The sequence below is a fragment of the Sneathiella sp. D3-11 genome (genome assembly GCF_055809395.1).
The window spans coordinates 1,497,071-1,518,910 of the sequence record NZ_CM147911.1 but is presented as its reverse complement, the minus strand read 5'-3'; the positions used below and the strand labels follow the sequence as shown (position 1 = coordinate 1,518,910).

24 protein-coding genes and 1 tRNA gene are annotated in these 21,840 nt (G+C 50.9%); 14 read left to right on the top strand and 11 right to left on the bottom strand.

Features of this window, described 5'->3' with window-relative positions:
• Positions 1–3 precede the first annotated feature (3 nt).
• On the bottom strand, positions 4–1,002 hold the full coding sequence (locus AC0L73_RS07855) for an AAA family ATPase (RefSeq protein WP_227952645.1): 999 nt from the start codon (positions 1,000–1,002) through the stop codon (positions 4–6).
• 110 nt (positions 1,003–1,112) lie between these two features.
• Between AC0L73_RS07855 and AC0L73_RS07850 the strand changes: the two genes are divergently transcribed.
• The 5 genes from AC0L73_RS07850 to AC0L73_RS07830 are packed head-to-tail and all read left to right on the top strand — an operon-like array spanning position 1,113 to position 3,836.
• On the top strand, positions 1,113–1,697 hold the full coding sequence (locus AC0L73_RS07850) for a DUF1285 domain-containing protein (protein ID WP_227952647.1): 585 nt from the start codon (positions 1,113–1,115) through the stop codon (positions 1,695–1,697).
• Positions 1,678–2,331 carry a CoA pyrophosphatase gene (locus AC0L73_RS07845; protein ID WP_227952649.1) on the top strand — a complete coding sequence of 218 codons (654 nt, stop codon included), beginning with the start codon at positions 1,678–1,680 and terminating at the stop codon, positions 2,329–2,331. Before AC0L73_RS07850 ends, AC0L73_RS07845 begins: the two co-directional genes overlap by 20 nt.
• Positions 2,328–2,609, top strand: coding sequence for a DUF6111 family protein (locus tag AC0L73_RS07840; RefSeq protein ID WP_227952656.1), 282 nt, complete (start codon positions 2,328–2,330; stop codon positions 2,607–2,609). The genes AC0L73_RS07845 and AC0L73_RS07840 overlap by 4 nt, the downstream gene beginning before the upstream one ends.
• A gap of 7 nt (positions 2,610–2,616) precedes the next feature.
• Positions 2,617–3,711 (top strand): CCA tRNA nucleotidyltransferase, encoded by a 1,095-nt coding sequence (locus AC0L73_RS07835; protein WP_473655261.1) that lies wholly within the window; start codon positions 2,617–2,619, stop codon positions 3,709–3,711.
• Positions 3,669–3,836: a hypothetical protein gene (locus tag AC0L73_RS07830; protein WP_473655260.1), complete on the top strand. Its 168-nt coding sequence runs from the start codon at positions 3,669–3,671 to the stop codon at positions 3,834–3,836. The genes AC0L73_RS07835 and AC0L73_RS07830 overlap by 43 nt, the downstream gene beginning before the upstream one ends.
• On the opposite strand, the gene AC0L73_RS07825 is transcribed toward AC0L73_RS07830, so the two are convergent.
• On the bottom strand, positions 3,822–4,682 hold the full coding sequence (locus AC0L73_RS07825) for a hypothetical protein (RefSeq protein WP_227952660.1): 861 nt from the start codon (positions 4,680–4,682) through the stop codon (positions 3,822–3,824). The two genes, AC0L73_RS07830 and AC0L73_RS07825, sit on opposite strands and share 15 nt — an antisense overlap.
• A gap of 127 nt (positions 4,683–4,809) precedes the next feature.
• Here AC0L73_RS07825 and AC0L73_RS07820 point away from each other — a divergent pair, with 127 nt between their 5' ends.
• Positions 4,810–5,076 (top strand): hypothetical protein, encoded by a 267-nt coding sequence (locus AC0L73_RS07820; protein ID WP_227952662.1) that lies wholly within the window; start codon positions 4,810–4,812, stop codon positions 5,074–5,076.
• Positions 5,077–5,178: 102 nt separating this feature from the next.
• Positions 5,179–6,237 (top strand): bifunctional transcriptional activator/DNA repair enzyme AdaA, encoded by a 1,059-nt coding sequence (locus AC0L73_RS07815; protein ID WP_227952663.1) that lies wholly within the window; start codon positions 5,179–5,181, stop codon positions 6,235–6,237.
• Between the two features lie 7 nt (positions 6,238–6,244).
• Here the strand turns inward: AC0L73_RS07815 and AC0L73_RS07810 are convergent, their stop codons facing one another.
• Genes AC0L73_RS07810 through AC0L73_RS07800 form a run of 3 tightly spaced genes read right to left on the bottom strand, consistent with a single transcriptional unit; the run spans position 6,245 to position 8,388 of the window.
• Complete coding sequence (locus AC0L73_RS07810; RefSeq protein WP_473655259.1) at positions 6,245–6,946, bottom strand: transglycosylase SLT domain-containing protein; 702 nt, start codon at positions 6,944–6,946, stop codon at positions 6,245–6,247.
• A 42-nt stretch (positions 6,947–6,988) separates the two neighbouring features.
• Positions 6,989–7,507 (bottom strand): GNAT family N-acetyltransferase, encoded by a 519-nt coding sequence (locus AC0L73_RS07805; RefSeq protein WP_473655258.1) that lies wholly within the window; start codon positions 7,505–7,507, stop codon positions 6,989–6,991.
• Between the two features lie 5 nt (positions 7,508–7,512).
• Complete coding sequence (locus AC0L73_RS07800) at positions 7,513–8,388, bottom strand: N-formylglutamate amidohydrolase (RefSeq protein ID WP_473655257.1); 876 nt, start codon at positions 8,386–8,388, stop codon at positions 7,513–7,515.
• Positions 8,389–8,507: 119 nt separating this feature from the next.
• On the opposite strand from AC0L73_RS07800, the gene AC0L73_RS07795 reads away from it, so the two are divergent.
• Positions 8,508–8,879: a response regulator gene (locus AC0L73_RS07795; RefSeq protein ID WP_227952671.1), complete on the top strand. Its 372-nt coding sequence runs from the start codon at positions 8,508–8,510 to the stop codon at positions 8,877–8,879.
• Between the two features lie 106 nt (positions 8,880–8,985).
• A tRNA-Val gene (locus AC0L73_RS07790) sits at positions 8,986–9,062 on the top strand.
• Between the two features lie 90 nt (positions 9,063–9,152).
• Here the strand turns inward: AC0L73_RS07790 and AC0L73_RS07785 are convergent.
• Positions 9,153–9,695 carry a hypothetical protein gene (locus AC0L73_RS07785; RefSeq protein ID WP_227952673.1) on the bottom strand — a complete coding sequence of 181 codons (543 nt, stop codon included), beginning with the start codon at positions 9,693–9,695 and terminating at the stop codon, positions 9,153–9,155.
• Between the two features lie 339 nt (positions 9,696–10,034).
• Here AC0L73_RS07785 and AC0L73_RS07780 point away from each other — a divergent pair, with 339 nt between their 5' ends.
• A complete protein-coding gene (locus tag AC0L73_RS07780) occupies positions 10,035–10,658 on the top strand; it encodes a hypothetical protein (RefSeq protein ID WP_227952675.1) in 624 nt (207 codons plus the stop codon).
• 11 nt (positions 10,659–10,669) lie between these two features.
• Here the strand turns inward: AC0L73_RS07780 and AC0L73_RS07775 are convergent, their stop codons facing one another.
• The 3 genes from AC0L73_RS07775 to AC0L73_RS07765 form a co-directional block, all read right to left on the bottom strand.
• Complete coding sequence (locus AC0L73_RS07775; RefSeq protein WP_227952677.1) at positions 10,670–11,131, bottom strand: DUF3237 domain-containing protein; 462 nt, start codon at positions 11,129–11,131, stop codon at positions 10,670–10,672.
• 265 nt (positions 11,132–11,396) lie between these two features.
• The gene (locus AC0L73_RS07770; RefSeq protein WP_227952679.1) at positions 11,397–12,269 is read right to left on the bottom strand and encodes a mechanosensitive ion channel family protein; all 873 of its coding nucleotides are present in this window, start codon (positions 12,267–12,269) and stop codon (positions 11,397–11,399) included.
• A 26-nt stretch (positions 12,270–12,295) separates the two neighbouring features.
• Positions 12,296–13,123 carry a hypothetical protein gene (locus AC0L73_RS07765; RefSeq protein ID WP_227952681.1) on the bottom strand — a complete coding sequence of 276 codons (828 nt, stop codon included), beginning with the start codon at positions 13,121–13,123 and terminating at the stop codon, positions 12,296–12,298.
• A gap of 166 nt (positions 13,124–13,289) precedes the next feature.
• On the opposite strand from AC0L73_RS07765, the gene AC0L73_RS07760 reads away from it, so the two are divergent.
• The 4 genes from AC0L73_RS07760 to AC0L73_RS07745 all read left to right on the top strand — a co-directional run bounded on the left by AC0L73_RS07760 (position 13,290) and on the right by AC0L73_RS07745 (position 19,404).
• Positions 13,290–14,456: an MFS transporter gene (locus tag AC0L73_RS07760; protein WP_473655256.1), complete on the top strand. Its 1,167-nt coding sequence runs from the start codon at positions 13,290–13,292 to the stop codon at positions 14,454–14,456.
• A gap of 77 nt (positions 14,457–14,533) precedes the next feature.
• A complete protein-coding gene (locus tag AC0L73_RS07755; RefSeq protein WP_227952684.1) occupies positions 14,534–15,676 on the top strand; it encodes a CaiB/BaiF CoA transferase family protein in 1,143 nt (380 codons plus the stop codon).
• A gap of 110 nt (positions 15,677–15,786) precedes the next feature.
• Entirely contained in the window at positions 15,787–19,017 is a 3,231-nt protein-coding gene (locus AC0L73_RS07750; protein ID WP_473655255.1) for a coiled-coil domain-containing protein, read from the top strand.
• 18 nt (positions 19,018–19,035) lie between these two features.
• Positions 19,036–19,404: a DUF4870 family protein gene (locus tag AC0L73_RS07745; protein WP_227952694.1), complete on the top strand. Its 369-nt coding sequence runs from the start codon at positions 19,036–19,038 to the stop codon at positions 19,402–19,404.
• Positions 19,405–19,434: 30 nt separating this feature from the next.
• Here the strand turns inward: AC0L73_RS07745 and AC0L73_RS07740 are convergent, their stop codons facing one another.
• Both AC0L73_RS07740 and typA read right to left on the bottom strand, forming a co-directional pair.
• Positions 19,435–19,659, bottom strand: a complete 225-nt coding sequence (locus AC0L73_RS07740; protein ID WP_227952696.1) for an acyl-CoA carboxylase biotin carboxyl carrier protein subunit — start codon at positions 19,657–19,659, stop codon at positions 19,435–19,437.
• Between the two features lie 115 nt (positions 19,660–19,774).
• Positions 19,775–21,595, bottom strand: a complete 1,821-nt coding sequence (typA, locus tag AC0L73_RS07735) for a translational GTPase TypA (RefSeq protein ID WP_473655254.1) — start codon at positions 21,593–21,595, stop codon at positions 19,775–19,777.
• Between the last annotated feature and the right edge of the window lie 245 nt (positions 21,596–21,840).

The following is a 21,840-nucleotide window of genomic DNA, read 5'->3' as shown; positions in this document are numbered from 1 at the left end:
ATTTTACTCCAGCGGAACAGTAAGCGAGTTGATGATATCCTCCATCGTTATATTCTCTGCCCGGGCCGCATAGGAAAGGGCCATCCGGTGACGCATCACTGGTTTGGCAAGCGCGACTACATCATCGATCGACGGGCTCATTCTTCTTTCAAGCAAGGCCCGCGCGCGTACCGCTAATATAAGCGCCTGGCTCGCCCGTGGACCGGGGCCCCAAGAGACATATTTATTGACAAGCTCGTTTTCGCTCTCGCCGGGGCGGCCTTCTCGCACCAACTTCAATATAGCATCGATGACGGCATCGCTCACAGGCATTTCGCGAACCAGATGCTGCGCTTCCATCAGTTCTTCGGGAGAAATAATCTGCGCCGGCACGGCCTCCTCATTGACGGTGGTTTCAAGCAGGATACGCCGTTCAGTGTCACGGTCCGGATAGCCGACGTCGATCTGCATCAGAAAGCGGTCAAGCTGTGCTTCGGGCAGAGGGTAGGTTCCCTCCTGCTCAATGGGGTTTTGCGTGGCGAGAACATGAAACGGTTTTGGCAGGGGATAGGTTTGTCCCGCGACAGTGACCATTTCCTCCTGCATTGCCTGAAGCAGAGCAGACTGGGTACGTGGGCTGGCGCGGTTGATTTCGTCCGCCATCAATATTTGCCCGAAAATAGGCCCTTTGAGAAACTTGAAGTGGCGGCTGCCGTCGTCGGCTGTTTCAAGAATTTCTGATCCCAGTATGTCGGCGGGCATCAAGTCGGGAGTGAACTGGACGCGCTTATCGTCGAGGCCAAGCACGCCGCCCAGGGTTTCGACGAGCCGGGTTTTCGCTAGGCCCGGCACGCCGATCAACAGGGCATGCCCGCGTGCAAGTAAAGTAATTAAGGTGAGTTCAACAACCTGATCCTGGCCGAAAATAAACTCTCCAATACCGGATTTCAGATCGGAAAACTTTTCAGACAGGCTGTCGACTCTTTCAACTATTTCCTGTTCAGTATTGCCAGTTGTGTTCATGTGAGCCTGTCATCATCTGTGAAAAATGAGTAATCTGAACTGGCGACTTGGTAGCCAGCAACGACTAACCTAAATATAGTATCAAAAAATGAGCATTTAAGGCCAAAATTATGACAACTCCGGACACGAATGACGGCCTCGGGGCCATCATCAAGCAGATCGAAGGGCAGAAGCATCCGCCAGTTCATCTGTGGAACCCTGAATTTTGTGGCGACCTAGATATGCGCATTGCCCGTGATGGTACCTGGTTCTATCTTGGTTCGCCCATCGGTCGAAAGCCGCTAGTAAAGCTGTTTTCCGGGGTTATCCGGTTCGATGATGACGGTAGATATTATCTTGTGACACCGGTCGAAAAGATCGGAATTAAAGTCGATGACGCGCCGTTTGTCGCCGTAGAAATGTTTGTCGAGGGGGAGGGGACGGAGAGAATTATCAGCTTCCGTACGAATGTTGACGATTTCGTGATCATGGATAAGGATCATCCGTTTCGTCTGGAAATCGATCCGGAGACCAAGGAGCCGTCTCCTTATGTGCGTGTTCGTGCAAATTTGGAGGCGCTGATCAACCGCCCGGTATTCTATGATCTTGTAAATCTTGCCGGAGAGGAAAATATAAATGGTGAGGACCGCTTCGGGTTCTGGAGTAGCGGACAGTTTTTTGAACTCGGATTAGTGAATGACATTTTTGATACATAAGAAACAAGAACTGACGAAAAAGTTACAGCAGTCATTGGGACCAGTGCCGACGACATTATCGCCCGCATTGAACCTGTCCGGGAGTATGCGGGGAGATCATGATTTGAACCCCGCGAGCGCTCCTGATCGAAATTTACCCTTCACCCCTGCGGCGGTTCTCGTCCCCATCGTTCTCCGGCGGGAAGGCCCGACCGTCATTCTCACCCGCCGTGCGACGCATCTTTCAAAGCATGCAGGGCAGATAAGCTTCCCGGGCGGACGAGCAGATGAAGGCGATGAAAATGCCGTTGCGACGGCCCTTCGTGAGTCGCAGGAGGAAATTTCGCTTGATCCGAAACTGGTGGAAGTCGTCGGGACCCTGACAACTTATGTCACCGTAACCCAATATTCAGTAACGCCGGTTGTCGGGCTTGTCGAACCCACATTCGATTTGCGGCCGGAAGCCGGTGAGGTGTCAGAGATTTTTGAGGTGCCACTCGACTTCCTCCTTGATCAGGCGAACCGCAAAAAACATAGCGGTTTTCGCGATGGCGTGGAAAGGTTCTGGTATGCGATCCCGTTCGGTGACTATTATATATGGGGTGCCACAGCCGGCATGATCAAAGATTTATCGGAACGGATAATGCTGAAATGATCAGATCAATACTTTTCCATATTATCCCGCTCATTCTTCCATTCGTCGTTTATGGCGTTTATCTGTATTTCAATGGACGTGCAGGCGGAGATAAAACATGGGGTAAAGCATCCCTTGCCATTGCAACGATAAGCGGACTGCTGTTGATGGCGGCCAGCCTGATTGCGCTGGGACTGATAAGCGGAGAACCAAGCGAGGGAACTGTCTATGTGCCACCCAGATTTGAAGATGGCCGGATAATAGACTCGCAAGTATTGCCCTCTGAACAGAAAGAGTGATGGCGCAATGCCAATCGGAGAGAAGCTCGCTGATATTTTCACGCATCCTCCTCTCTGGCGAAGTTGGCCGGAAACGCAAGCGATAATCGACGCCCTGAAAAATGAAGGCGGTGTGGCTCGTTTCGTCGGTGGCTGCGTTCGTGATGCGCTTTTGGGACTCGAGACTGAGGATATTGACATTGCAACGGATTTGCTTCCCGGCGCGGTAATACAAGGGCTTGAGCGAGCGGGCATCACGGCGCTTCCCACGGGGCTTGATCATGGCACCATCACGGCGGTCCTGAACAAACGGCATTTTGAAATTACAACCCTGCGGGTCGATGTTGTCGCCCATGGTCGCCATGCGGATATTGCCTTCACTCAAGACTGGGAACGTGATGCGGAACGGCGGGATTTCACCTTTAATGCGCTGTATCTTGATCCTGAAGGTGAACTCGTTGACCCGGTAGGAGGGCTTGCAGACCTTGCATCAGCACATGTCCGCTTTATAGGAAATGCAGCGGACCGCATCCGCGAAGACTATTTGCGTGTTTTGCGCTATTTCCGTTTCTACGCCCGATTTGGCGACGAAAATCCCGATGAACACGCGTTGCGTGCCTGCGCGAACGCGGCGAGTCAACTTGATCAGTTGTCGGCAGAACGAGTGCAGAAAGAACTGTTGCTGCTGCTCGGCACCAATAACCCGGTTCCTGCTATAACCCTTATGGAGGAAACAGGCGTATTGACCGCGGTCCTCAATGGCCCCGCAGATGTGTCACGACTGAATGGAATGCTGTCTCTGAGTAGACCAAGCGACGCGATTTTGCGGTTTTCGGCGCTTCTGCAGGGTAAAAAGGAGAGGGTCTTAAAGGTTGCAGAAAAGCTCCGCTTCTCCAATAAGCAAAAAGAGCGACTTTCAATGATGTGCGGAAACGAAGTAGAGATTGATATGCCCCCGTCCGCCTGTCGAGAGCTTCTTTATAAAATCGGTAAGACAGGCTTTGTGGATCAGACATTGCTGCTTTGGTCAACGCTTGGGACGGACGCTAAGCTCGAAGCTTACCTGAAAGAAGCAGACCAATGGAGCGCCCCCAGTTTCCCGTCACGGGCCGTGATCTGCTGAACCTTGGTGTCGAAGAGGGGGCGATGCTGGGAAAGTTATTGAAAAAGATGGAAGAGAGCTGGATCGCCTCCGGGTTTACGCGTACCAAAGCTGATCTCATTCAAGAGTTTTTACCGGACGCCTAAAATCCAGCCTTCCTCAATCCGGCATTTTCTTTCTTGTGGCGGGGTAAGCCATTGAGGCGCGGCAAAGGCTTCACGCGCGTCGTCTGAGGCTATTTTTTCCAACAGCCAGTCCCGACAGGCCAACACCTGCCGCGCATCCTTGATCGGGTGATCATAGGACGCATGGCTATTCAGGCTTGGCCAGATTTCTGTTAGGATAATGCCGTTTAGGTCGACTTCCCAGCTTGTCTCAAACGGCCAGAATTTGATGCGATGCGCGATGTCAGGCTGGCGAGCGAGCTCATTGAGCTCTTTTAGGCCGGTAAGGGACTGACTACCGACGGATCCTGTTGTGTATAGTTTCCAGACGGTGGAAATAGAGTGTTCTTTCTTTTCTTCCCGGAGGAATTTTTCGACTGTTCGCCACTCCGTGAATTCGGTATGAGTGAACTCTGGTTTCTTGACAGTCAGATAGTCTGATGCAGCAGCTGCCGGACAACCCCAGAAGGGGCCCGCGTCGCTTGATATGTCCTTATTGAGTTTTGCCGCAACCTCAAAACGATTGTTCTTGTCCAACTCATCCGAAGTGAGGTCTCGGGCGATATGGGCGGCGGCGGCGCGTCCGCCACCAAGGCCGCTTCCGGCGGGATATCCAAAAGGGAAATCGAACCCGACACAAGCGGCGCCGTCAAAATTCGCAAGCAATTCATGAATGCGCGTCATGCAGGCAGCGCGGGTACGAAAATATTCCGGGTCAGAGAGATCACCATCGGCGGCCCAAGCGAGCCAGCATCTATCTGGGGAAGGCTTCGCGGGTCCCGGAGAGGCAGCGGCGGACCAATCAACCATGATGACGAGATCAAACATTGCCGACTCTCCTTATCGTATTTCTAATGCTCTATGTTAGGGCTATATTATGATAATGCAGTGCATTTGCCACGAAATTCCCTACATATAAGGGGTGGTGTATATTATTTCGCCGGAGGATTTTGCGATGAAACGGGTCATTTTGGCTTCTGCGTTCACAGTTTTTATAACTTTCGCTCCACCAGCCTTGGCGGACGAAAAGAAGGACGATCCTGAGAATCTTGCGCTTCAGGGTATTACCAAGCTTATGGACGCGTTAGGGGCCTTTATTGGGTCCATTCCGCAATATGAAGCGCCGGAGATGAATGAAAATGGCGATATCATTATTCGCCGGAAAAATCCCGACAAGGATGAGACGGAGCAAGATCCCAAGCTTGAGGAAACGGCAACCTGAGCCTCATGGCCGCGTTGGCAATATCATCGCGGAAATCGGATAGTTTATGTGCGACGGGGTGCCTAAATTACCTCTCAATGTAATTGAGGTGGGCTTAAGAAAATGACGAATGATACAAGATTGAACGCGGTCATGACCCGCAATAAGAACGAAGACGGCAAGTTTGTTTATGGGGTGAAGACAACGGGTGTCTATTGCCGCCCTTCCTGCTCCGCCCGTAATCCAAAGCCGGAGAATGTTCGATATTTTGATTTGCCGGAATTGGCAGAGGCGGAAGGGTTTCGCGCCTGTCGCCGGTGTCGGCCGGATTTGGTGAAAATTGCCGATCCGGGATTGTCGCTTACTCGCCAGATTTGTCAGTTAGTTGAACGGCATATCGGGGAATCTACAAATGAAAAGCTCAGCCTTGGGTGGCTGGCGAGTGAGACGGGCTACAGCGAGGATCATCTTTCCCGAAGTTTCAAGAAAATCCTCGGCATTTCTCCGATGGATTATTACGACAATCGCCGGACGGTGGCGTTCAAGGAAAACGTGAAAGCCGGCGAAACAGTGACCGAGGCTGCCTATGGCGCGGGATTCGGGTCTGCTTCCCGGCTTTATGAAAAGGCACATGCGCGTTTTGGTATGACACCGGCATCTTACGCAAAAGGTGGGGTGGGCGCGGAGATCGCCTATGCCTTCGCGGAGTGCTTTCTTGGGCAAATGTTGGTCGCCGGGACGCGTCATGGCGTCTGTGCCATCTATTTTGGCGACGATAAAACTGAGTTGATTGAAGAGTTGGAAGGCGAGTTTCCACAGGCAGAAATTGCGGCTGATATTGGGCAACTTGCGAATTGGACAAGAGCAATCGTCGATTTTCTGGAAGAAACTTCAGCAGCTTTACCTGAGATCCCGCTCGATATGTATGGCACCGCCTTTCAGCGGCGGGTGTGGCAGGCTTTACTTCAAATAGGGCCGGGTGATACGAAAACCTATCGTGAGTTGGCGGAGGATATGGGTGCACCAAAATCGGCACGCGCAGTGGGGCGTGCCTGCGCGACTAATCCGGTTTCCCTTATTGTCCCGTGCCACCGGGTAATCGGCACCGATGGCAAGTTGCATGGTTATCGATGGGGATTGGAACGGAAAGAGGCTTTGCGCAGCTGGGAAGGTGCGCAATGATCTATAATCAGGACGACGGACTCATCGCTAGTTTTCGTTGATTTTCCTTAGTGAAACGGCGCTGGCTCGCTTCCTTGATTCGTTCGGCGAGCTGCTCCCGCTTGAGTCGGTAGGCCTCGCGGGTTGCCGCCATTCTGGCCTCTGTGTCTTTGCGCCGTTCCTTCTGCCATATCTTCAGAACTTTCTGCCGGTACGGGATGTTATATTTGTGTGTACGAGAATGGTAATGTGCAATTGCTGTGTTCCAGGACCGGCTTTCCTCTCTGAGGCTTTTAAGGAGTTTTGCCGCATACTCGGTATTTTGTTTAGGGTCTAGCGCTGCGTCCAGATCCTCAAATGCATCTGGATGATAATAGAGATTGACCTGCATGCAGCCGACATCAATATTTTTGATGCCCTTAGCCTTAAGCGCCTTCACTTCTTTGATAGCAATCTCCTTACTGGGCAGATATCTCCCCCGTCCCTCGGCATAAACGGTCCAGGGCCAGGCAATCATTTCCTGCTTTTCCTTGTGCCAATGACCGCTCTCAGTCAAGGAAACAGCCGTTAAAAGCCGTTTCGGCAGACGGTGTGCTTTTTCAGCCGCCGTCACCGCTTTACCGCAGGTTTCGGCGTGTTGCGGCGCGTTTGCGATAACGCTCGCGGCATTAGACACCGTTGGTTGCAGAGCAATCAGAATAAAAGCAAGTGACCATATTAATATACGCATTTACATCCTCCTGCCCTAAGAGAAGCAAATACCGCGCCAGTTTTATTCGGCCGTCAGATTTTTTTGCATAATGACCGTATCAAGCCACCGTTCATGTTTGTAACCAACGGATTCAAGGATACCGACGAGCCGAAACCCGAGACTTTGATGCAGCTTGATTGATCCGCGATTGGCTGAGTCACCAATGACCGCAACCATCTGCTTTTTCCCAGCCTTCTTACATTCCTCGATCAGAGTGGAGAGGAGAGCTTTTCCGACACCTTTTTTCCGCCCGCCTTCGCGGACATAGACCGAATTTTCCACGGTGTTTTGATAAGCGGGACGCGGTCGGTAGACACCCGCATAGGCGAAACCAACAACCTCTCCGTCATGTTCAGCAACCAGATAAGGGAGTTGTTGTTCCAAAATTGTATTTCTGCGGGCTGTCATTTCCATCATGTCGGGCGGTTTGATTTCAAAGGTGCCGAACCCGGTCAGGACGCTCACTGCGTAGATATCTGTGATAGATGCGATATCTTCAGAAATTGAAGTGCGGACAACTATTTTTGCGTGTTCATTCATTTGCTTCAGGCCGTTAGTAAAGAGCTATAGTTTGCGCTCATACCCTGCACAAATCCGGTAATAGCTTTCTTGAGCATGCAGAACCCGTCCGTTGTTTGCAGGTTTTCCTGATCCATATAGAGCGCCCTGTTAATCTCTATCTGCAGGGCATGGATGTTCTTTTCCGGGTTCCCATAATGGGCTGTGATATAGCCACCTGCGTAGGGTGAGTTCTGACCGATATGATAACCATGGTCTTCAAGCCGGGTGAAAGCTTCCTCAAAGAGTCTTGGTGAGCAGGATGTACCGTACCTGTTGCCAAGAATAATGTCCGGTCTTTGATCGGATGCCCGGAAAAGTGACCCGCCTTTGGATACATTTGCCGGGGGCATGGAATGGCAATCCAGCAAATAGATATACCCAAATTTTTTCCGCCCTTCTTCAAGAAGTTGGCGAAGCGCGTGATGATATGGAAAATAGCATTCATTGATACGCTGTCTAGCGTCTTCAAAGTCAAGTTTTCCGGCATAGATCTCCTGTCCGGCACCAACGACCTTCGGGATGGTGCCGATACCGCTGGCCAGACGCGGACTTACCGTCATTACATAGTCAGGCAGCGGTGTCTTGTACATATGCGGATCGAGTTCGAATGCTTCGCGATTGGCGTCGCAATAAGCACGTGGGAAATTCGCTGATAGCAGCGGCGCCCCATAATCGGGCGCGCAGGCAAACAGCTCATCGACCAGAAAATCCTCCGACTGGCGCAACTTTGTGAATTCCAGTTTTGTGCTTTCGATAAAATCTTCTGGATAGTCTCTCCCACTATGGGGCGAGGAAAATATAAAAGGAATGCGCCATTCCGAGGGCCACTCAATCTTTACAGGGGATGCAAAAGCCGCCATGATGGGGATGCTCACCTTAGTCGCTGTTAAAAACTATTTGGGCTCATTTCGCCAGCCGTACTTGTATAGTATAGTCTGATTCCAGTTTGTATTTGAATGACAATTATATAGATTTTGCCATGGCGCGTATTTTGCTTGCAGAAGATGATGAAAACTTGCGCCCTTTTCTGGCGCGCAGCCTCGAAAATGCCGGGCATGAAGTCCTTGCTTTCAGCGATGGGGAAGATGCATTGCCGGCGCTTGGGACCGGGCATGTGGATATTTTAATTTCGGATCTTGTGATGCCGGGAATGAACGGAATTGAGCTTGCTCGTCATGCCAGAGAGAAAGATCCGGATTTGCCAGTTATCTTCATTACCGGGTTTTCCGCTGTGGCGATGGAGGCATTGGACACCGTTGATGGTGTTAGCAAGGTTCTCTCAAAACCGTTTCACCTAAATTCCCTTGTCGAGGCTGTGAGCAACGCTCTCGATGACCGTGCCATATCCTGATTGCGGTTGGAGTTTCTTTATCCACTGCCCAATCTAGATAGGGCTTGCAATGGTTTTCACTGGGCATTATAAGTCGCCATTCCCGCCGCAAATGATGCGAGCATAAGGGCGTATAGCTCAGTTGGTTAGAGCGCTGTGTTGACATCGCAGAGGTCACAAGTTCGAATCTTGTTACGCCCACCATTCCCAAGCCATTGATATAGATGAAAAAGCGACCGAAGTGTTTACTCCGGCCGCTGTAGCGCCTTCAATTGGAGCAGCACTCCTTCAGGATTACTGTGCCGCCGCGTTTTTGAGCAAGGTAGGGCTTCCCATCGGGAAACGGATAAGTGTCTGTTCCCCACCGGCTTGCTGCAGAACAATTTTCCATTCCATAACAAAGACAAAAGGGGCTTTTGGTGGGGTCGCTAGCAACTCGCCCGTATTGACATTAAGATAAGTCAGCTTGTGCGGCATCGGGCCAGATTTTACCGTAAGATAGGTAGCGTCCGAACTTTCAATCACGATGCCCGGTTTGGGCCAATACTCAACATCCATTAACAACGCGCTCTCTGCGATGAGGGATCGGAAGATCGGGCCAGAGACGCGATAGGCCGTTTTGGCCGTTAAGCTTCGCTCTTCCAGCAATCGCGGAAGCTGAGATCTGTCTCTTTCCGACGGCATGAAGGAAACGACATAATCAATGATTTCCGTATCATTTTTGACCATGAAGGTTTTGATGCAGGGGTAAATTCGCTCACCGACCTGCGTGTAAAATAGATCGCCATACTTAATGTCTGTCAGGAAAGCGGGCTTGCCAATTAGATCAACATTCATCTTGAATTCGCCTTTACTGTGCCCCTAATTTTTAAATTTGCAAATCGGTTAAAATAGATTTCCGACTATGTTTTTCTCGTCTGTTAAGGCAGTCGACGTGATTATTTGCAGTTTTCCTTGTGCCTTGACCTTATGACTGGACAAATAACTCAAAGAAACTGCTGATGAAATTATATCTAAAATTTGCATAAAAGTAAAAATAATTGCTGGATATGGTTAATACCAATTTCGGAAAAACAGATAAAAAGCGAATGATCTTGCCTGCGTCATGTTGATTGAGAACATTGACGGCACAATATTAGAAGACTATGCCGATCAGGAAGCTGTTGGAGTGAGTTTATGAGAGTCGTAATTCTAATCATGACGGGCCTGTTGTTGGCAGCCTGCGCAAAACCGACGGTAGAAGCGAACGTAACAGCCTTCTTCACGCCGGAACTTGCTAGTATCAAAGGCAAGACAATTGTGATCCGCGCGCAACCGGAAGCAAAAGAATCGAGTCTCGAATTCCTGAACTATCGGCCGAAAATTGCCGATAAGCTTAGGTTTGTGGGTTTCGAAGTGGAGGAGAACCTGCCGGACCCGGATTATATCGCCTATGTTTCCTATGGTGTTGACGGGACGGAACCGCGAGTTTCGACCAGTTCGACCCCTGTGTTTGGAGGCCTTGGACTCGGTGTATATGGTGGCAGCGGACCATTTTATGGTGGCTCCATCGGGCGTACCTACAATACCGAGAGCTGGGTGGAATATAACCGGTTCATCTCGATTGATATCGTCGAAGGGAAGACTGCAGGCACCGCTAACCCGGTCCGGATTTATGAAGGGCGCGCGCAGTCCGCCGGGCGATGCCCAACGCTTACCGGAGTCTTTGATGAGGTGTTGGACGCATTATTTCAGGATTTCCCCGGTGTCGATGGAAAGACCGTATTTATCAGTATCCCTTGGGACGGGTCCTGTGAATAGGGAGGGTTAAGCTACTCTACTTTATAAACACTGTACTTCGGGCCTTGGGCGTTGCGTTCTCCGGTGCCAACAAAAAGATGCTTGTTCAGCCATTGATGCGATGAGGCGGAGGTTTCGAAACGCGGCGAAATACGGAAGTAGAACTGGTTGGGATCGACTTCCTCTCCCCGTGCCATTTTTTCCATAACTTCTTTTGGCCCATGGCGGAGCCCTTCGTAGCGAGTGTAGATCAGCCCACCATCTTCCGCCTCGATTGTCAGGCGTACGTCAAGCTGCATAACGCCATCATCGCGTATCAGAAGCCAGTCCGCGCCGCCGCCGTGTATATGGCCATTGAGCATGGGGCCGATGACATCGCCGCCTGTAACTTCGGCTATCAGTCGTCCGCCCATCGGTGTTTTTCCAAGGTCAGCAATCGGTGTTTTAACGGAAAGTTGCATATCAAAAGCATGTGTCAGCTTCATTCCAGACATGGTACTAATCCTTTGTTATTATTATCGGCGCGGTCCGTTACCTTGCTGACAGCAATCAGAATAGTCATAGGTATAGGTGCTGTAAGGGTTGGGGTTATCAACCGAAAATTTTGCACACCCAATTAGGAATAAAGCTGTGCCTGCAATGATTACGTATTTCATGTGATTTGATCCCTGTTCCCGTTGCGGTCCATTCTATCGGGGAACGAACGCGAATGTTATCAGAAATTTGGCTTTCATGTGAAAATCTGTCTTCAAGCAGTACTTATAAAATCGGGGGCGGTGTGGCGGGTCCTGTCCCTTCGTTCAGTCGGGGCAAAGAAAGGCTCGCGCTTTCAAATTTCATCAGTTCGATGCCGTTTTCCTGAAGGGCATTATAGATCGCGGCATTAATAACATATCGATCCTCAAAATACTGAAGACCCGGAACCCAGACACGCGTGCCGATGACAAGGCCGCCATAAGTAAAATCCTGAATACCAACTTGTGGCTGCGGGGCGTCTTTATCGTCGATGAATTTCACAAGGGCATCCTGTACGAGCTTGATAACCCGGTTCGGCTCAACGTCAGTGGCAATACAAAAATTGCTTTCGACGATCCGCACTTCCATGGAATTGACGATTACCTGCCCGACAATTTCCTTGTTGGGCACAGCGATTTGCTCTCCGTCTTCACCCGTGAGGAAGGTGATGCCAAGGGTGATACGATCGACCACCCCGCTGACACCTTGCACAGTGATAACATTGCCGATTACGAACGGCCGGGTCAGGATAATGGCAATGCCCGCCCCAAAGTTGGATATAGGCCCTTGCAAGGCAAGGGTTGCGCCGAAAGTAACGGCACCGGCAAGGGCGATAAGCGGGGCAATGCTCACCCCGAAATTGCCAAGCGTGATGATGATCAGGAGAACAATCAATACTGCCTTGGCAACGCTTCCCAGAAACTGGGACAGAGTGACATCGATATTCTTGGCCGTTGCCAGGCCAACTAGCCGGTTGCCAATCCAGTTGGCGACGAGCAAGCCGACAAGGAAAAAGACAATTGCACCTAAAATCTGAAACCCGTACTCGACGGCGAAATCGGTGGCGAAATCTATCCAGACCGAAACGGTCTCAATATTCTCAGTTACTTTTTCCATTGCAAATTACTTACTCTACCGCGACCTCAGTCACCCAATAACTTTTTGATAGATTTGCCGGCACCGTCAACGGCTTCGGTCGCGCCTTTTGTCGCATCCTTTGCGGCCTCGCCAGCCTTTCCGACCCCCGTTTTGTTGACAAGGTCGCCAGCATTTTCAAGCAATGACCCGAGGTTCTTGCCGATCCCAAGGTCGGTGATAACGTTCATGGCTTTTCCGGTCAGTTCGTCAATGATTTTTGCTGCAACCTCTCCGGGGCTTGCACCTCCTTCATCTTTGCCGATGTCGCTCATTTGAATATTCGGAAGCTTGCCATCGATTTTTTGACCGGCCAGCATGTCTGCTTTGACCGAGACCTGCCCGCCATTGATGAAAATGTTATCGATGATAACTTTCGGGCCGCTCTCTTCGCTGCTTTCTTCTGACTTTTCGCCCCCGGATAATCCGTTTTCTTTCATAAAGGCGTCGACATTGTTTCGAATGGTGTCCAGATTGTTAGTCGTCTGATTCACCTCATAGATTATCGACGGATTTTCGACCCTGATCTCGAGGATATGGATTACCTCGTCATTTGACCCGGATATATCGACCTCTACGGCGACGCTATCGAATTTAATGGAGTAGTCTTCGTCGAAACCTTCAGGGTTGCCGACGCTGAACCCTTTCAGGGCCCCTTTGCCGCTTGTCACATCCAGATCGACTTCATTCAGGACCACATCCGTTTTCGTAACTTCCGAGCCGTATTTCTCGACCGAGGCAATAATCACTTTATCCAGATTGAAATAAAAGACGCCCACAACAATGGCTATGATAATGACAAGACCGACAACAATGCCGCCGATGATTTTACCCATTTTTCTCAATGCCCCTTTGCCTGATTCCATGCAAATTTCTATGGGCCGATTAAGCCAGAGAATACCCTGATAGGCAAATAAATATCCCTGAAAAAGATGGCTGCTTTACACGATCTGTCACCTCACCTAGGAATAGACGGTTCCCGACAGCAGAAAGATACGTGACGTGGCGCCATTTTTTTCCAATGATTTGTTTATGTCGATGCGGCTCGCGCCTTTCTATATTGCACTTTTCCTTATTGTAGGGTTTCAGCTCCCCTTTTGGCCGGTTTGGCTTTCGTTTAAGGGGCTAACAGCGGAGGAAATAGGCATTGTTCTTTCCGCGCCTGTCTGGTCTAAAATTCTGTTTACGCCGATGATTGCCTCCCTCGCAGATTACTTTGGCCGGCGTCGGGCTCCGCTCGTGATCATGTCAGGGTTTTCTCTTGTCTTGTTTCAATTCTACTTCGTTGTTGATGGCTTTTTTCAGATTTTCGCTGTGGCACTTTCGATTGGGATGTTTATTTCATCCTTTAGTGCTATCGGCGATAATCTGGTTCTCACTCTCGGTCGTTCACGCAACATAGACTATCCGCGCATTCGTTTGTGGGGATCGGTTGCCTTTATTGCCGGTTCATTCTTCGGTGGTCAGCTATTGGTTGGCCGGTCGCCGGACTTCATCCCGGTCATGCTCTCGGCGGCATTTTTGTTTTTGTTTTTATGTTGCCTTTTGCTTCCTGAAATACGTGTTAGCCGGAGTGATCAGGGCAAAAAGGGCTTGCGCCGCCTGTTGAAATGCCCGCCATTTCTAATTTTTCTGATCGCCGCCGGGCTTATCCAGGGTAGCTACGCTGTCCTTTATTCGGCGGGGACACTTCATTGGCAAACACAAGGGATCAGTGACGCGACCATCGGCTTCCTGTGGGCGGAGGGGGTAGTTGTTGAAATTATTCTGTTCGCCTTTGCCCGAAAGTTATTCAAATCTTTCAGCCCCATACAGCTTATCTTCCTAGGCGGTGCTTCGGGCATGATAAGGTGGATCGTCATGGGATTCTCGCCGGACGTTCCTGTGCTGTTGGTCATCCAAATGCTTCATGGGGTCACATTTGCGACCGCCCATTTAGGGGCGATGCGATTTATCGTGGAGAAAATTCCGATTGAGATGTCAGCGCGGGCTCAGGGTCTTTATTCTGCTGTATCCCTTGGCCTTATTATGGGCGGTAGCCTTCTTTTTTCAGGCTATCTTTATGAGGGGTTTGCGGCTGAAGCCTATTTCTTTATGGCGGGAGGATGCGCGGTAGCTTTGCTGATATGCCAGTATTTACGGCGTGTTCCTGAAACACTGCAACTTTAAGGGATGACAGTTTAAACGGGAACGGTTTAAATTGGCTGGAATCACGTAGGTCTAAAATAAATAAAAAGGGAAATATAATGGGGCCATTAGCTGGATATAAAATTGTTGAAATGGGCGGGATCGGTCCCGGTCCAATGTGCGCAATGCTATTGGCGGATCTGGGCGCTGATATTGTCCGTATCGATCGCCTGTCTGATCCGGGTCTTGGAAGTATGCCTAGTTCCCGGAACAGCTTGTTGATGAGGAGCCGACGCTCTATCGCTGTGGACACGAAAAGTGAAGCAGGGCGTGAAGTTGTCCTTAAATTGATCGAACAGGCAGACGGCCTTATCGAAGGATTTCGCCCCGGTGTGATGGAACGTATGGGGTTAGGCCCGGATGACGCGCTCAAGCGTAACCCGAAGCTTGTTTACGGCCGTATGACGGGCTGGGGTCAGGATGGGCCAATGGCCCAGGCGGCGGGTCATGACATTAACTATATCGCCCTTTCTGGTGTGCTGCATGCAATTGGCCGAAAAAATGAAGCGCCGGTTCCCCCGCTCAACCTCGTCGGTGATTTTGGCGGCGGGGCACTTTATCTCGCACTTGGCCTTGTCTGCGGTATCCTTGAAGCGCAAAAATCGGGCAAGGGACAAGTTGTCGATACAGCGATGGTCGATGGTGCCGCTTCGCTGATGACGATGTTTTATGGCCTCATGGCCGCCGGTAACTGGAAAGACGAACGCGGCGTGAATATTCTCGATACCGGCACGCATTATTATGACGTTTACGAGACTTCGGACGGAAAACATATCTCGCTTGGTTCCATAGAGAAAAAATTCTATGAGGAACTGCTTGAACGCACTGGACTGGACAAGGAAGATCTGCCACCGCAGATGGATCCGAAAAGCTGGCCGGTGATCAAGGCCCGGTTGACGGAAGTCTTTAAGACGAAAACCCGAGACGAATGGGATGAGATTATGTTGGGGACAGATGTATGCTATGCACCTGTTCTGTCTATTGTGGAAGCAACGCAGCATCCCCATAACATCCACCGAAAAACCTTTGTTGAATATGACGGGATTGTACAGCCTGCCCCGGCGCCACGATTCAGTCGGACGGAGCCGGCCATTCAGAGTCCGCCGTGCCTGCCAGGAGAGCATACGACAGAAGCGTTGCGAGACTGGGGAATTACGGATGGCACCATTGAAGAATTACAACGGGCAGGTGTTATCAAGTAATCGTTTTTGAAGGGTTTTCCCGTTTTGGGGAGGGGTCAAATTAATCAGAAAACTTGACGTCGCGAAGCTTTTGCGGAACCCTTCCCAGATAGTTTAGTAGGAGAGGGGTGATGTTGCAAAAACATCAGAAAGTAAAAGTTCGCAGCGGCGAGAATATGCCCGCCGCGGAAAAAGTCGCTGTGCCACAAAAAGCACCGGAAAATAAAGGGTTATCCGGAGCTGCCTGGTTGTTCGGCATTGGGGTTCTGTTAACCATAGGCTGGCTCGTCGCCGTTGGAGCCTTTGTCTATACAAGAATCGGCTGGCCGGATGTTCTCCAGATCGCCCCTTTCGATCTGGGTATCCTCTTGCTTGGATCTTTTGCGCCGCTTGCCTTTTTGTGGTTGCTACTCGGTTACTTTTATCGTGGTCTGGAAGCCCGCTTGAAGGGCAACGCCCTCGACCAACTGATGTCTAACCTTGGATACCCAAGCACCGAGGCGGAGAACCGCGTAGCGCGGCTAACGGCGGCCCTCGAACGTCAGTCAAAAGCCGTTCAGGACGGCACAGAAAGGGCGGCCCTCCGTATTGAGGATGCTTCCGGTCATCTTGAAAAGCAGGGGAACGCGGCCAATTCTGCGACGGATGGACTGCTTAAGACATCTGATCGAATAAAGGGTGAGCTTGAAAACAGGGAGCAGCAGCTTAACGCATTGATCGATAAGATCAATGAACAGGGCCTGCGTCTTAATGATGCCATAACGCTGCAAACGAGCAACCTGCAAAGCGCAGCCACTGAAACCGAAGAACGCAGTAAATCCGTTCAGGGCGCACTAACCGCGCAGATATCGGCGCTTGAAAATGCTATTCGTGTCGCAGATGAAAAATCTCAGGACATTACGCAAATTCTGGGCGATACGAGTGAAAAGATATTTGCTACTGCGACACAAACCCTCGACAAGACAGTCGAAGCGAAGGATGCGCTCGGCAATCAAATCAAAAGCCTGGAAGATGCCGCCAATCAGTTACGCCAGCAAATTGATGAGGGCACGTCCCATCTTGGCGAACGCGGCCAGGAAATAGCTGAGATTTCACGTAATTCGTCGACAGAGCTTTCCAAGACCGCTGATATCCTGCTGCAAAGCACCACGGATTTGAGCATTGCAAGTGATGAAGGCGTTACACGCCTCAATGCGCTTCGAAATACGCTTGCGAACAGCGTTGCCGAAGTGGATAAGGCGCTTGAACAGTTGGAGAGCAGGGAAGGTGGCCTGTTGCAGGTTGCGAAGGAAGCGGAGGCGGGTGCAAAAGATTCCGCTGAACTGCTGCGTGAAAATACGCAGGATCTTGCTGTTAGAACCAGCGAGATGACGGAGAAAATGCTGCTGAGTAGCATGAAGCTGAAGGATGAAACTGCGGCACTAGATGACGTCCTGAGATCGACAGGACAGAGCCTTGGCGCGATTGATCAAAGCCTTCGTCAAGGGCAAGAGCTTCTGGATGCAGCGAGTGAGAAATCCTTGCGGAATGCGGATCAGCTTGGTGAAAAGCTTGCTAGTCATGCGGCCAGCCTGAACGAAGCTTCTGAGACCACCGGTGCGCGCACGACACTCATTCAGGAGCAGCTTCGCAATCAAATCGCGGTATTTGAGTCTGCTTCTCAACAGATTTTGGAAATGTCGCGTGAGATCAGCGACCGGCTTGGGAAAGATGTTGTGCTTTTGGCAGAAGCCAGCACCGACACAAACAGCCGGATTGCCGAGGTTGGAACCAACCTGCAGCGTCAGGCGGAAGACTTGAAGCTGACATCCGATGCGGTTACAGGAAAGATGCGCGAGGCCGGAGAAGAATTGCGCCGAGAAGGCTCCGAAATTGAAGTGAGCGCTGACAAGGCCTCTCGTACCCTAGCGTCGGCGAGCGAGGCTTTAAGCAAGCAACAAAAAGAACTTGGCGCGTCTGCAGATCACTCGAAAAGCAAGCTTGCCGCCGCAATTGAGGAAACCATTCGGCATCATCAGGACTTTATGGCGACGGCGGAACGTGCAACCTTGCAAGCACGCCAGTCCGGTGAGGCAGCACATTCCCAAACAGCGGAACTCGCCAAGACGGCAGAGCGCGCTTCTGCCGAATTGCGGGCGATGGGCGATCAGGCCTCCGATCATATCGAGCAGTTGAACATGGCCGCTGGTAAAGCGGAAAGTCAGGGAAGTCGGCTTGCCGAAGTTACGCGTTCATCTCTCGCAAATATCAGTGAAGCAAGTGGCTCCGCCAAGGTGCATATGGAAGACCTCGCGGATATTTCTGTTCGTGCGAAAGATCATGCGGAGGCGATGGAAGAAATTCTCCAGCAGGAAACATTGGCCCTTGCAGATATTGCTCGTCAGCTAACTGAACAGGTGGAGACAGTCGAGAAAACACTATCGGAACGATCCTATATGCTGGATCAGTCTGTGGATCAGGCGTCCGAGGCGAGTGAGCGGTTCCATCAGCGTTCGATCGAGCTAGCAAAGGCCAGCGAGTTGATGATTAAGGGCATTCAATATGCCGATCAGGCACTGGCCAAGCATAAGATGGAAATTGATGATACGCGAAAGCATATCCATGATGATCTTGATCGCGTGACGGCAAAAATTTCTGAAGCAGGTTCGCAGGTGAAGAAAGCTGGAACCGGCGCGGCGCAATTATTCCATGGCCATGCCGAGGACATCATCCGTTTTACTAACAAAGCCAACGAAAGTGCGCGGGCACTGGGCGAACAGTTTGAAAGCCAGCATAAGAGACTCACTCTGTCCGTGAAACAGGTGGAAGATACGCTTAGTCACTCCACTGGGTTTCTTAAAGAAGAAAGCGCAGCCTTTAAGTCGGCGGCGGAAAAGGCCGCGGAAGATGCGTTGCTATCCGGTCAGAAAATTGAACAGCAGACTATGAGCCTGACCACTGCCGCAGCCAGAGCAAAAAAGGAAGCTGATCGTCTGGCGGAGAAGAAGCACAAGATCCGCAACGAACAGTTCATGAAATCCACAACGTTTATCATGGAAAACCTGAACTCCTTGACCATCGATTTAAATCGGATCATGGACAGCAGCTTGTCTGAGGAGCTTTGGAAGCGCTATCGGAAGGGTGAAAAGGGTATTTTTACCCGGAAGCTTTTGAAATCACGTGACGCAGACAAAATCCGCGCACGGTATCGCGACAACGGTGACTTTCGCCGTTTCACCGATCAATATGTTTCTGAGTTCCGTGAGATCATGACAGAAGCCGGAACCGTTGATCATTCCGAGTTGCTGTCAGACGCTTTCATTACGGCGGACGTCGGGAAAGTTTATCTCCTGCTGCAGGAAGCGCTGGAAGGTCTGGAATAGGTTGGAGAAGGCATCTGGATGAATGATATCACAGGCCAGACTGAGAATGAGGCCCGGATGCAGGGCGCAGTGAAGATGGCTCAGATCATCTACTTTATCTATCTGGCGGGCCTTATCTTTCCGATCGCGCATGTGGTCGGTGTTGTTATGGCCTATATTAACCGGGGCGATGGCGCACCTTGGGTTGAAACGCATTTTCGCTTTCAGATACGCAGTTTCTGGATACTTTTCCTTTACTGTGTTATCGGGTCTTTGCTGATGTTCGTTGGCATCGGTTTCTTGATAATTCTGGCGGCTTATATCTGGTTTATTATACGTTGCGTTAAGGGCCTCAAACTGCATGCGCGCAACGAGCCAGTCCCCAATCCGGAGACTTGGCTCTGGTAGCTGGAATTTGGGATTACCGTGAAGGTCAGCTTAGGCTTCAATTCTGGCAATAACCTGATCTTCTGCAACGGCGTCACCTTCGCCGACCAGAATTTCCTTGAGAGTGCCATCGGCAGGCGCGCCAACAGGGATTTCCATTTTCATGCTTTCAAGAATGACAATGTCATCCTCTTCATCGAGCTTCTGCCCGACTTCGGCTTCGACTTTCCAGACTTTCCCAGCAACTTCGGCAACTACATCGATCAACGCCATCATACCCTCGTTTAGTTTTTTGTTCTTATTAAGATGGGTATATGTTTTCACAAGACGTGAATTATCGCCACCCTTATTTTAGGGCGTTGCAGGGATGCCGGAAATTAACGGCGGAAAGTTAGCTGGCGACCTTCTCGCGGGAAGCTTTTTTGCGCTCATGCGGATCGAGATGACGTTTGCGCAGGCGGATGTGGTTAGGTGTCACCTCCACCAGCTCATCATCGTCAATATAAGCAATCGCTTGTTCCATGCTCAACTTGCGCGGGGTCGTCAGGCGAACTGCTTCATCTGTTCCCGACGCCCGGATGTTGGTTAGCTGCTTGGCTTTAAGCGCATTGACTTCCAGATCGTTGGGGCGGTTATGTTCGCCAAGGATCATGCCCTCATAAACGTCGATGCCGCTTCCGACAAAGAAGAAACCGCGTGCCTCAAGGTTCCAAAGCGCAAAGGCAACGGACTTGCCGGTCGAGTTGGAGATCAGTACACCATTGCGTCGACCGGGAATTTCACCCTTATGCGGTACATAGGAATGGAAAAGCCGGTTCATGATACCGGTTCCCCGCGTATCGGTCAGGAACTCGCCATGATAGCCGATCAAGCCACGGGTGGGGCACAGGAATGTGATTCGTGTCTTGCCGCCACCTGAGGGGCGCATATCGGTCATGGTGCCCTTGCGAAGGGCAACTTTTTCAACGACGACGCCCGAGAACTCGTCATCGACGTCGACCACAACTTCTTCGAGCGGTTCCAGCGTTTCGCCATTTTCGCCTTCGCGGAAGAGAACTCTGGGTCGACTGATCGACAGTTCGAACCCTTCGCGGCGCATGGTCTCGATTAAAACACCGAGTTGCAATTCGCCTCGCCCTGAGACGATATAGGAATCCGCTTCCGCGCTGTCTTCAACACGAATAGAGACATTGCCCTCGATCTCTTTCATAAGGCGTGCCCGGATTACCCGGCTTTGCACCTTGTCGCCATCACGACCGGCAAGGGGCGATGAGTTAATCGCGAATGTCATAGAGATAGTAGGCGGATCGATTGGCTGCGCATCGATGGGAGTAGATTCTTCTGGCGTGCCAAGCGTGTCGGCAACTGTGGTTTTCACCAGACCGGCAACCGATACAATGTCACCAGCGCGCGCCTCCGCGATGGTTTCACGCTCAAGGCCGCGAAACGCCATGATCTTTGTTGCACGCGCATCCTCAATCTTACCGCCTTTGCGGCTCAAGCCCTTGATCGGATCATTTGTCTTGAGGACACCGCTTTCCACCCGGCCTGTCAACAGGCGTCCGAGATAGGGATTAGCTTCAATCGTCGTAACAAGCATCCGGAAGGGCGCGTTCTCGTCAACTTTCGGTGCATTCACATGCTTGACAATCAAGTCGAACAGCGGATGAAGATTCTCCTTGGGTTCGGATAAATCCGTTACCGCCCAGCCTTCCTTCGCGGAGGCATACAGTACAGGAAAGTCGAGTTGATCTTCGTTCGCGTCGAGGGCGACAAGCAGGTCAAAACATTCGTCCAACACCTCATTTGAACGAGCGTCGGGACGATCGGCTTTGTTGATCACGATAATTGGCTTCAGACCTAGGCCGAGCGCTTTCTGGGTCACAAATTTTGTTTGTGGCATCGGGCCTTCGGCAGCATCTACAAGGACGACAACACCGTCGACCATGCTGAGAATGCGTTCAACCTCACCACCGAAATCGGCATGACCCGGCGTATCCACAATATTCAGGCGATAGCCTTCCCATTCGACCGAGGTACATTTGGCAAGAATTGTAATGCCGCGTTCCCGTTCAAGGTCGTTACTGTCCATGGCACGTTCGGCCACATTCTGGTTGTCCCGAAACGTCCCGCTTTGTTTCAAGAGGCCATCCACAAGGGTCGTCTTCCCATGATCAACATGGGCGATAATCGCTACGTTCCGAATTTCCATGATAAATACTTCAGTCTTTTAGTAAAAAGCGCGCGCAGTATAGCGCCGATCCGGGGATTAGCAAGCTATCCTTTCGCACATGCACACAAGCTCTCTCATATAGTCTACAAATGAAGAAATAAAAGAAGATTGTGACGTGCTAATGTTCTATTTCAATTTAATGTGCCTTTTGTGCAGGATATTGCCATTCCACTGAAAGGATGGCACCATGGATAGCAATCAAAACACGAACAAAATTGGGGAGC

Bases quoted from the DNA above. Each gene is read 5' to 3' on its own strand.
- typA (WP_473655254.1), bottom strand. From the start codon at position 21,595: ATGGAAATTCGGAACGTAGCGATTATCGCCCATGTTGATCATGGGAAG.
- AC0L73_RS07775 (WP_227952677.1), bottom strand. From the start codon at position 11,131: ATGTCTGGAATGAAGCTGACACATGCTTTTGATATGCAACTTTCCGTT.
- AC0L73_RS07815 (WP_227952663.1), top strand. From the start codon at position 5,179: ATGACGAATGATACAAGATTGAACGCGGTCATGACCCGCAATAAGAAC.
- AC0L73_RS07750 (WP_473655255.1), top strand. From the start codon at position 15,787: ATGTTGCAAAAACATCAGAAAGTAAAAGTTCGCAGCGGCGAGAATATG.
- AC0L73_RS07785 (WP_227952673.1), bottom strand. From the start codon at position 9,695: ATGAATGTTGATCTAATTGGCAAGCCCGCTTTCCTGACAGACATTAAG.
- AC0L73_RS07810 (WP_473655259.1), bottom strand. From the start codon at position 6,946: ATGCGTATATTAATATGGTCACTTGCTTTTATTCTGATTGCTCTGCAA.
- AC0L73_RS07765 (WP_227952681.1), bottom strand. From the start codon at position 13,123: ATGGGTAAAATCATCGGCGGCATTGTTGTCGGTCTTGTCATTATCATA.
- AC0L73_RS07740 (WP_227952696.1), bottom strand. From the start codon at position 19,659: ATGATGGCGTTGATCGATGTAGTTGCCGAAGTTGCTGGGAAAGTCTGG.
- AC0L73_RS07780 (WP_227952675.1), top strand. From the start codon at position 10,035: ATGAGAGTCGTAATTCTAATCATGACGGGCCTGTTGTTGGCAGCCTGC.
- AC0L73_RS07795 (WP_227952671.1), top strand. From the start codon at position 8,508: ATGGCGCGTATTTTGCTTGCAGAAGATGATGAAAACTTGCGCCCTTTT.
- AC0L73_RS07745 (WP_227952694.1), top strand. From the start codon at position 19,036: ATGAATGATATCACAGGCCAGACTGAGAATGAGGCCCGGATGCAGGGC.
- AC0L73_RS07770 (WP_227952679.1), bottom strand. From the start codon at position 12,269: ATGGAAAAAGTAACTGAGAATATTGAGACCGTTTCGGTCTGGATAGAT.
- AC0L73_RS07800 (WP_473655257.1), bottom strand. From the start codon at position 8,388: ATGGCGGCTTTTGCATCCCCTGTAAAGATTGAGTGGCCCTCGGAATGG.
- AC0L73_RS07850 (WP_227952647.1), top strand. From the start codon at position 1,113: ATGACAACTCCGGACACGAATGACGGCCTCGGGGCCATCATCAAGCAG.
- AC0L73_RS07825 (WP_227952660.1), bottom strand. From the start codon at position 4,682: ATGTTTGATCTCGTCATCATGGTTGATTGGTCCGCCGCTGCCTCTCCG.
- AC0L73_RS07840 (WP_227952656.1), top strand. From the start codon at position 2,328: ATGATCAGATCAATACTTTTCCATATTATCCCGCTCATTCTTCCATTC.
- AC0L73_RS07755 (WP_227952684.1), top strand. From the start codon at position 14,534: ATGGGGCCATTAGCTGGATATAAAATTGTTGAAATGGGCGGGATCGGT.
- AC0L73_RS07845 (WP_227952649.1), top strand. From the start codon at position 1,678: ATGACATTTTTGATACATAAGAAACAAGAACTGACGAAAAAGTTACAG.
- AC0L73_RS07805 (WP_473655258.1), bottom strand. From the start codon at position 7,507: ATGAATGAACACGCAAAAATAGTTGTCCGCACTTCAATTTCTGAAGAT.
- AC0L73_RS07830 (WP_473655260.1), top strand. From the start codon at position 3,669: ATGGAGCGCCCCCAGTTTCCCGTCACGGGCCGTGATCTGCTGAACCTT.
- AC0L73_RS07855 (WP_227952645.1), bottom strand. From the start codon at position 1,002: ATGAACACAACTGGCAATACTGAACAGGAAATAGTTGAAAGAGTCGAC.
- AC0L73_RS07835 (WP_473655261.1), top strand. From the start codon at position 2,617: ATGCCAATCGGAGAGAAGCTCGCTGATATTTTCACGCATCCTCCTCTC.
- AC0L73_RS07820 (WP_227952662.1), top strand. From the start codon at position 4,810: ATGAAACGGGTCATTTTGGCTTCTGCGTTCACAGTTTTTATAACTTTC.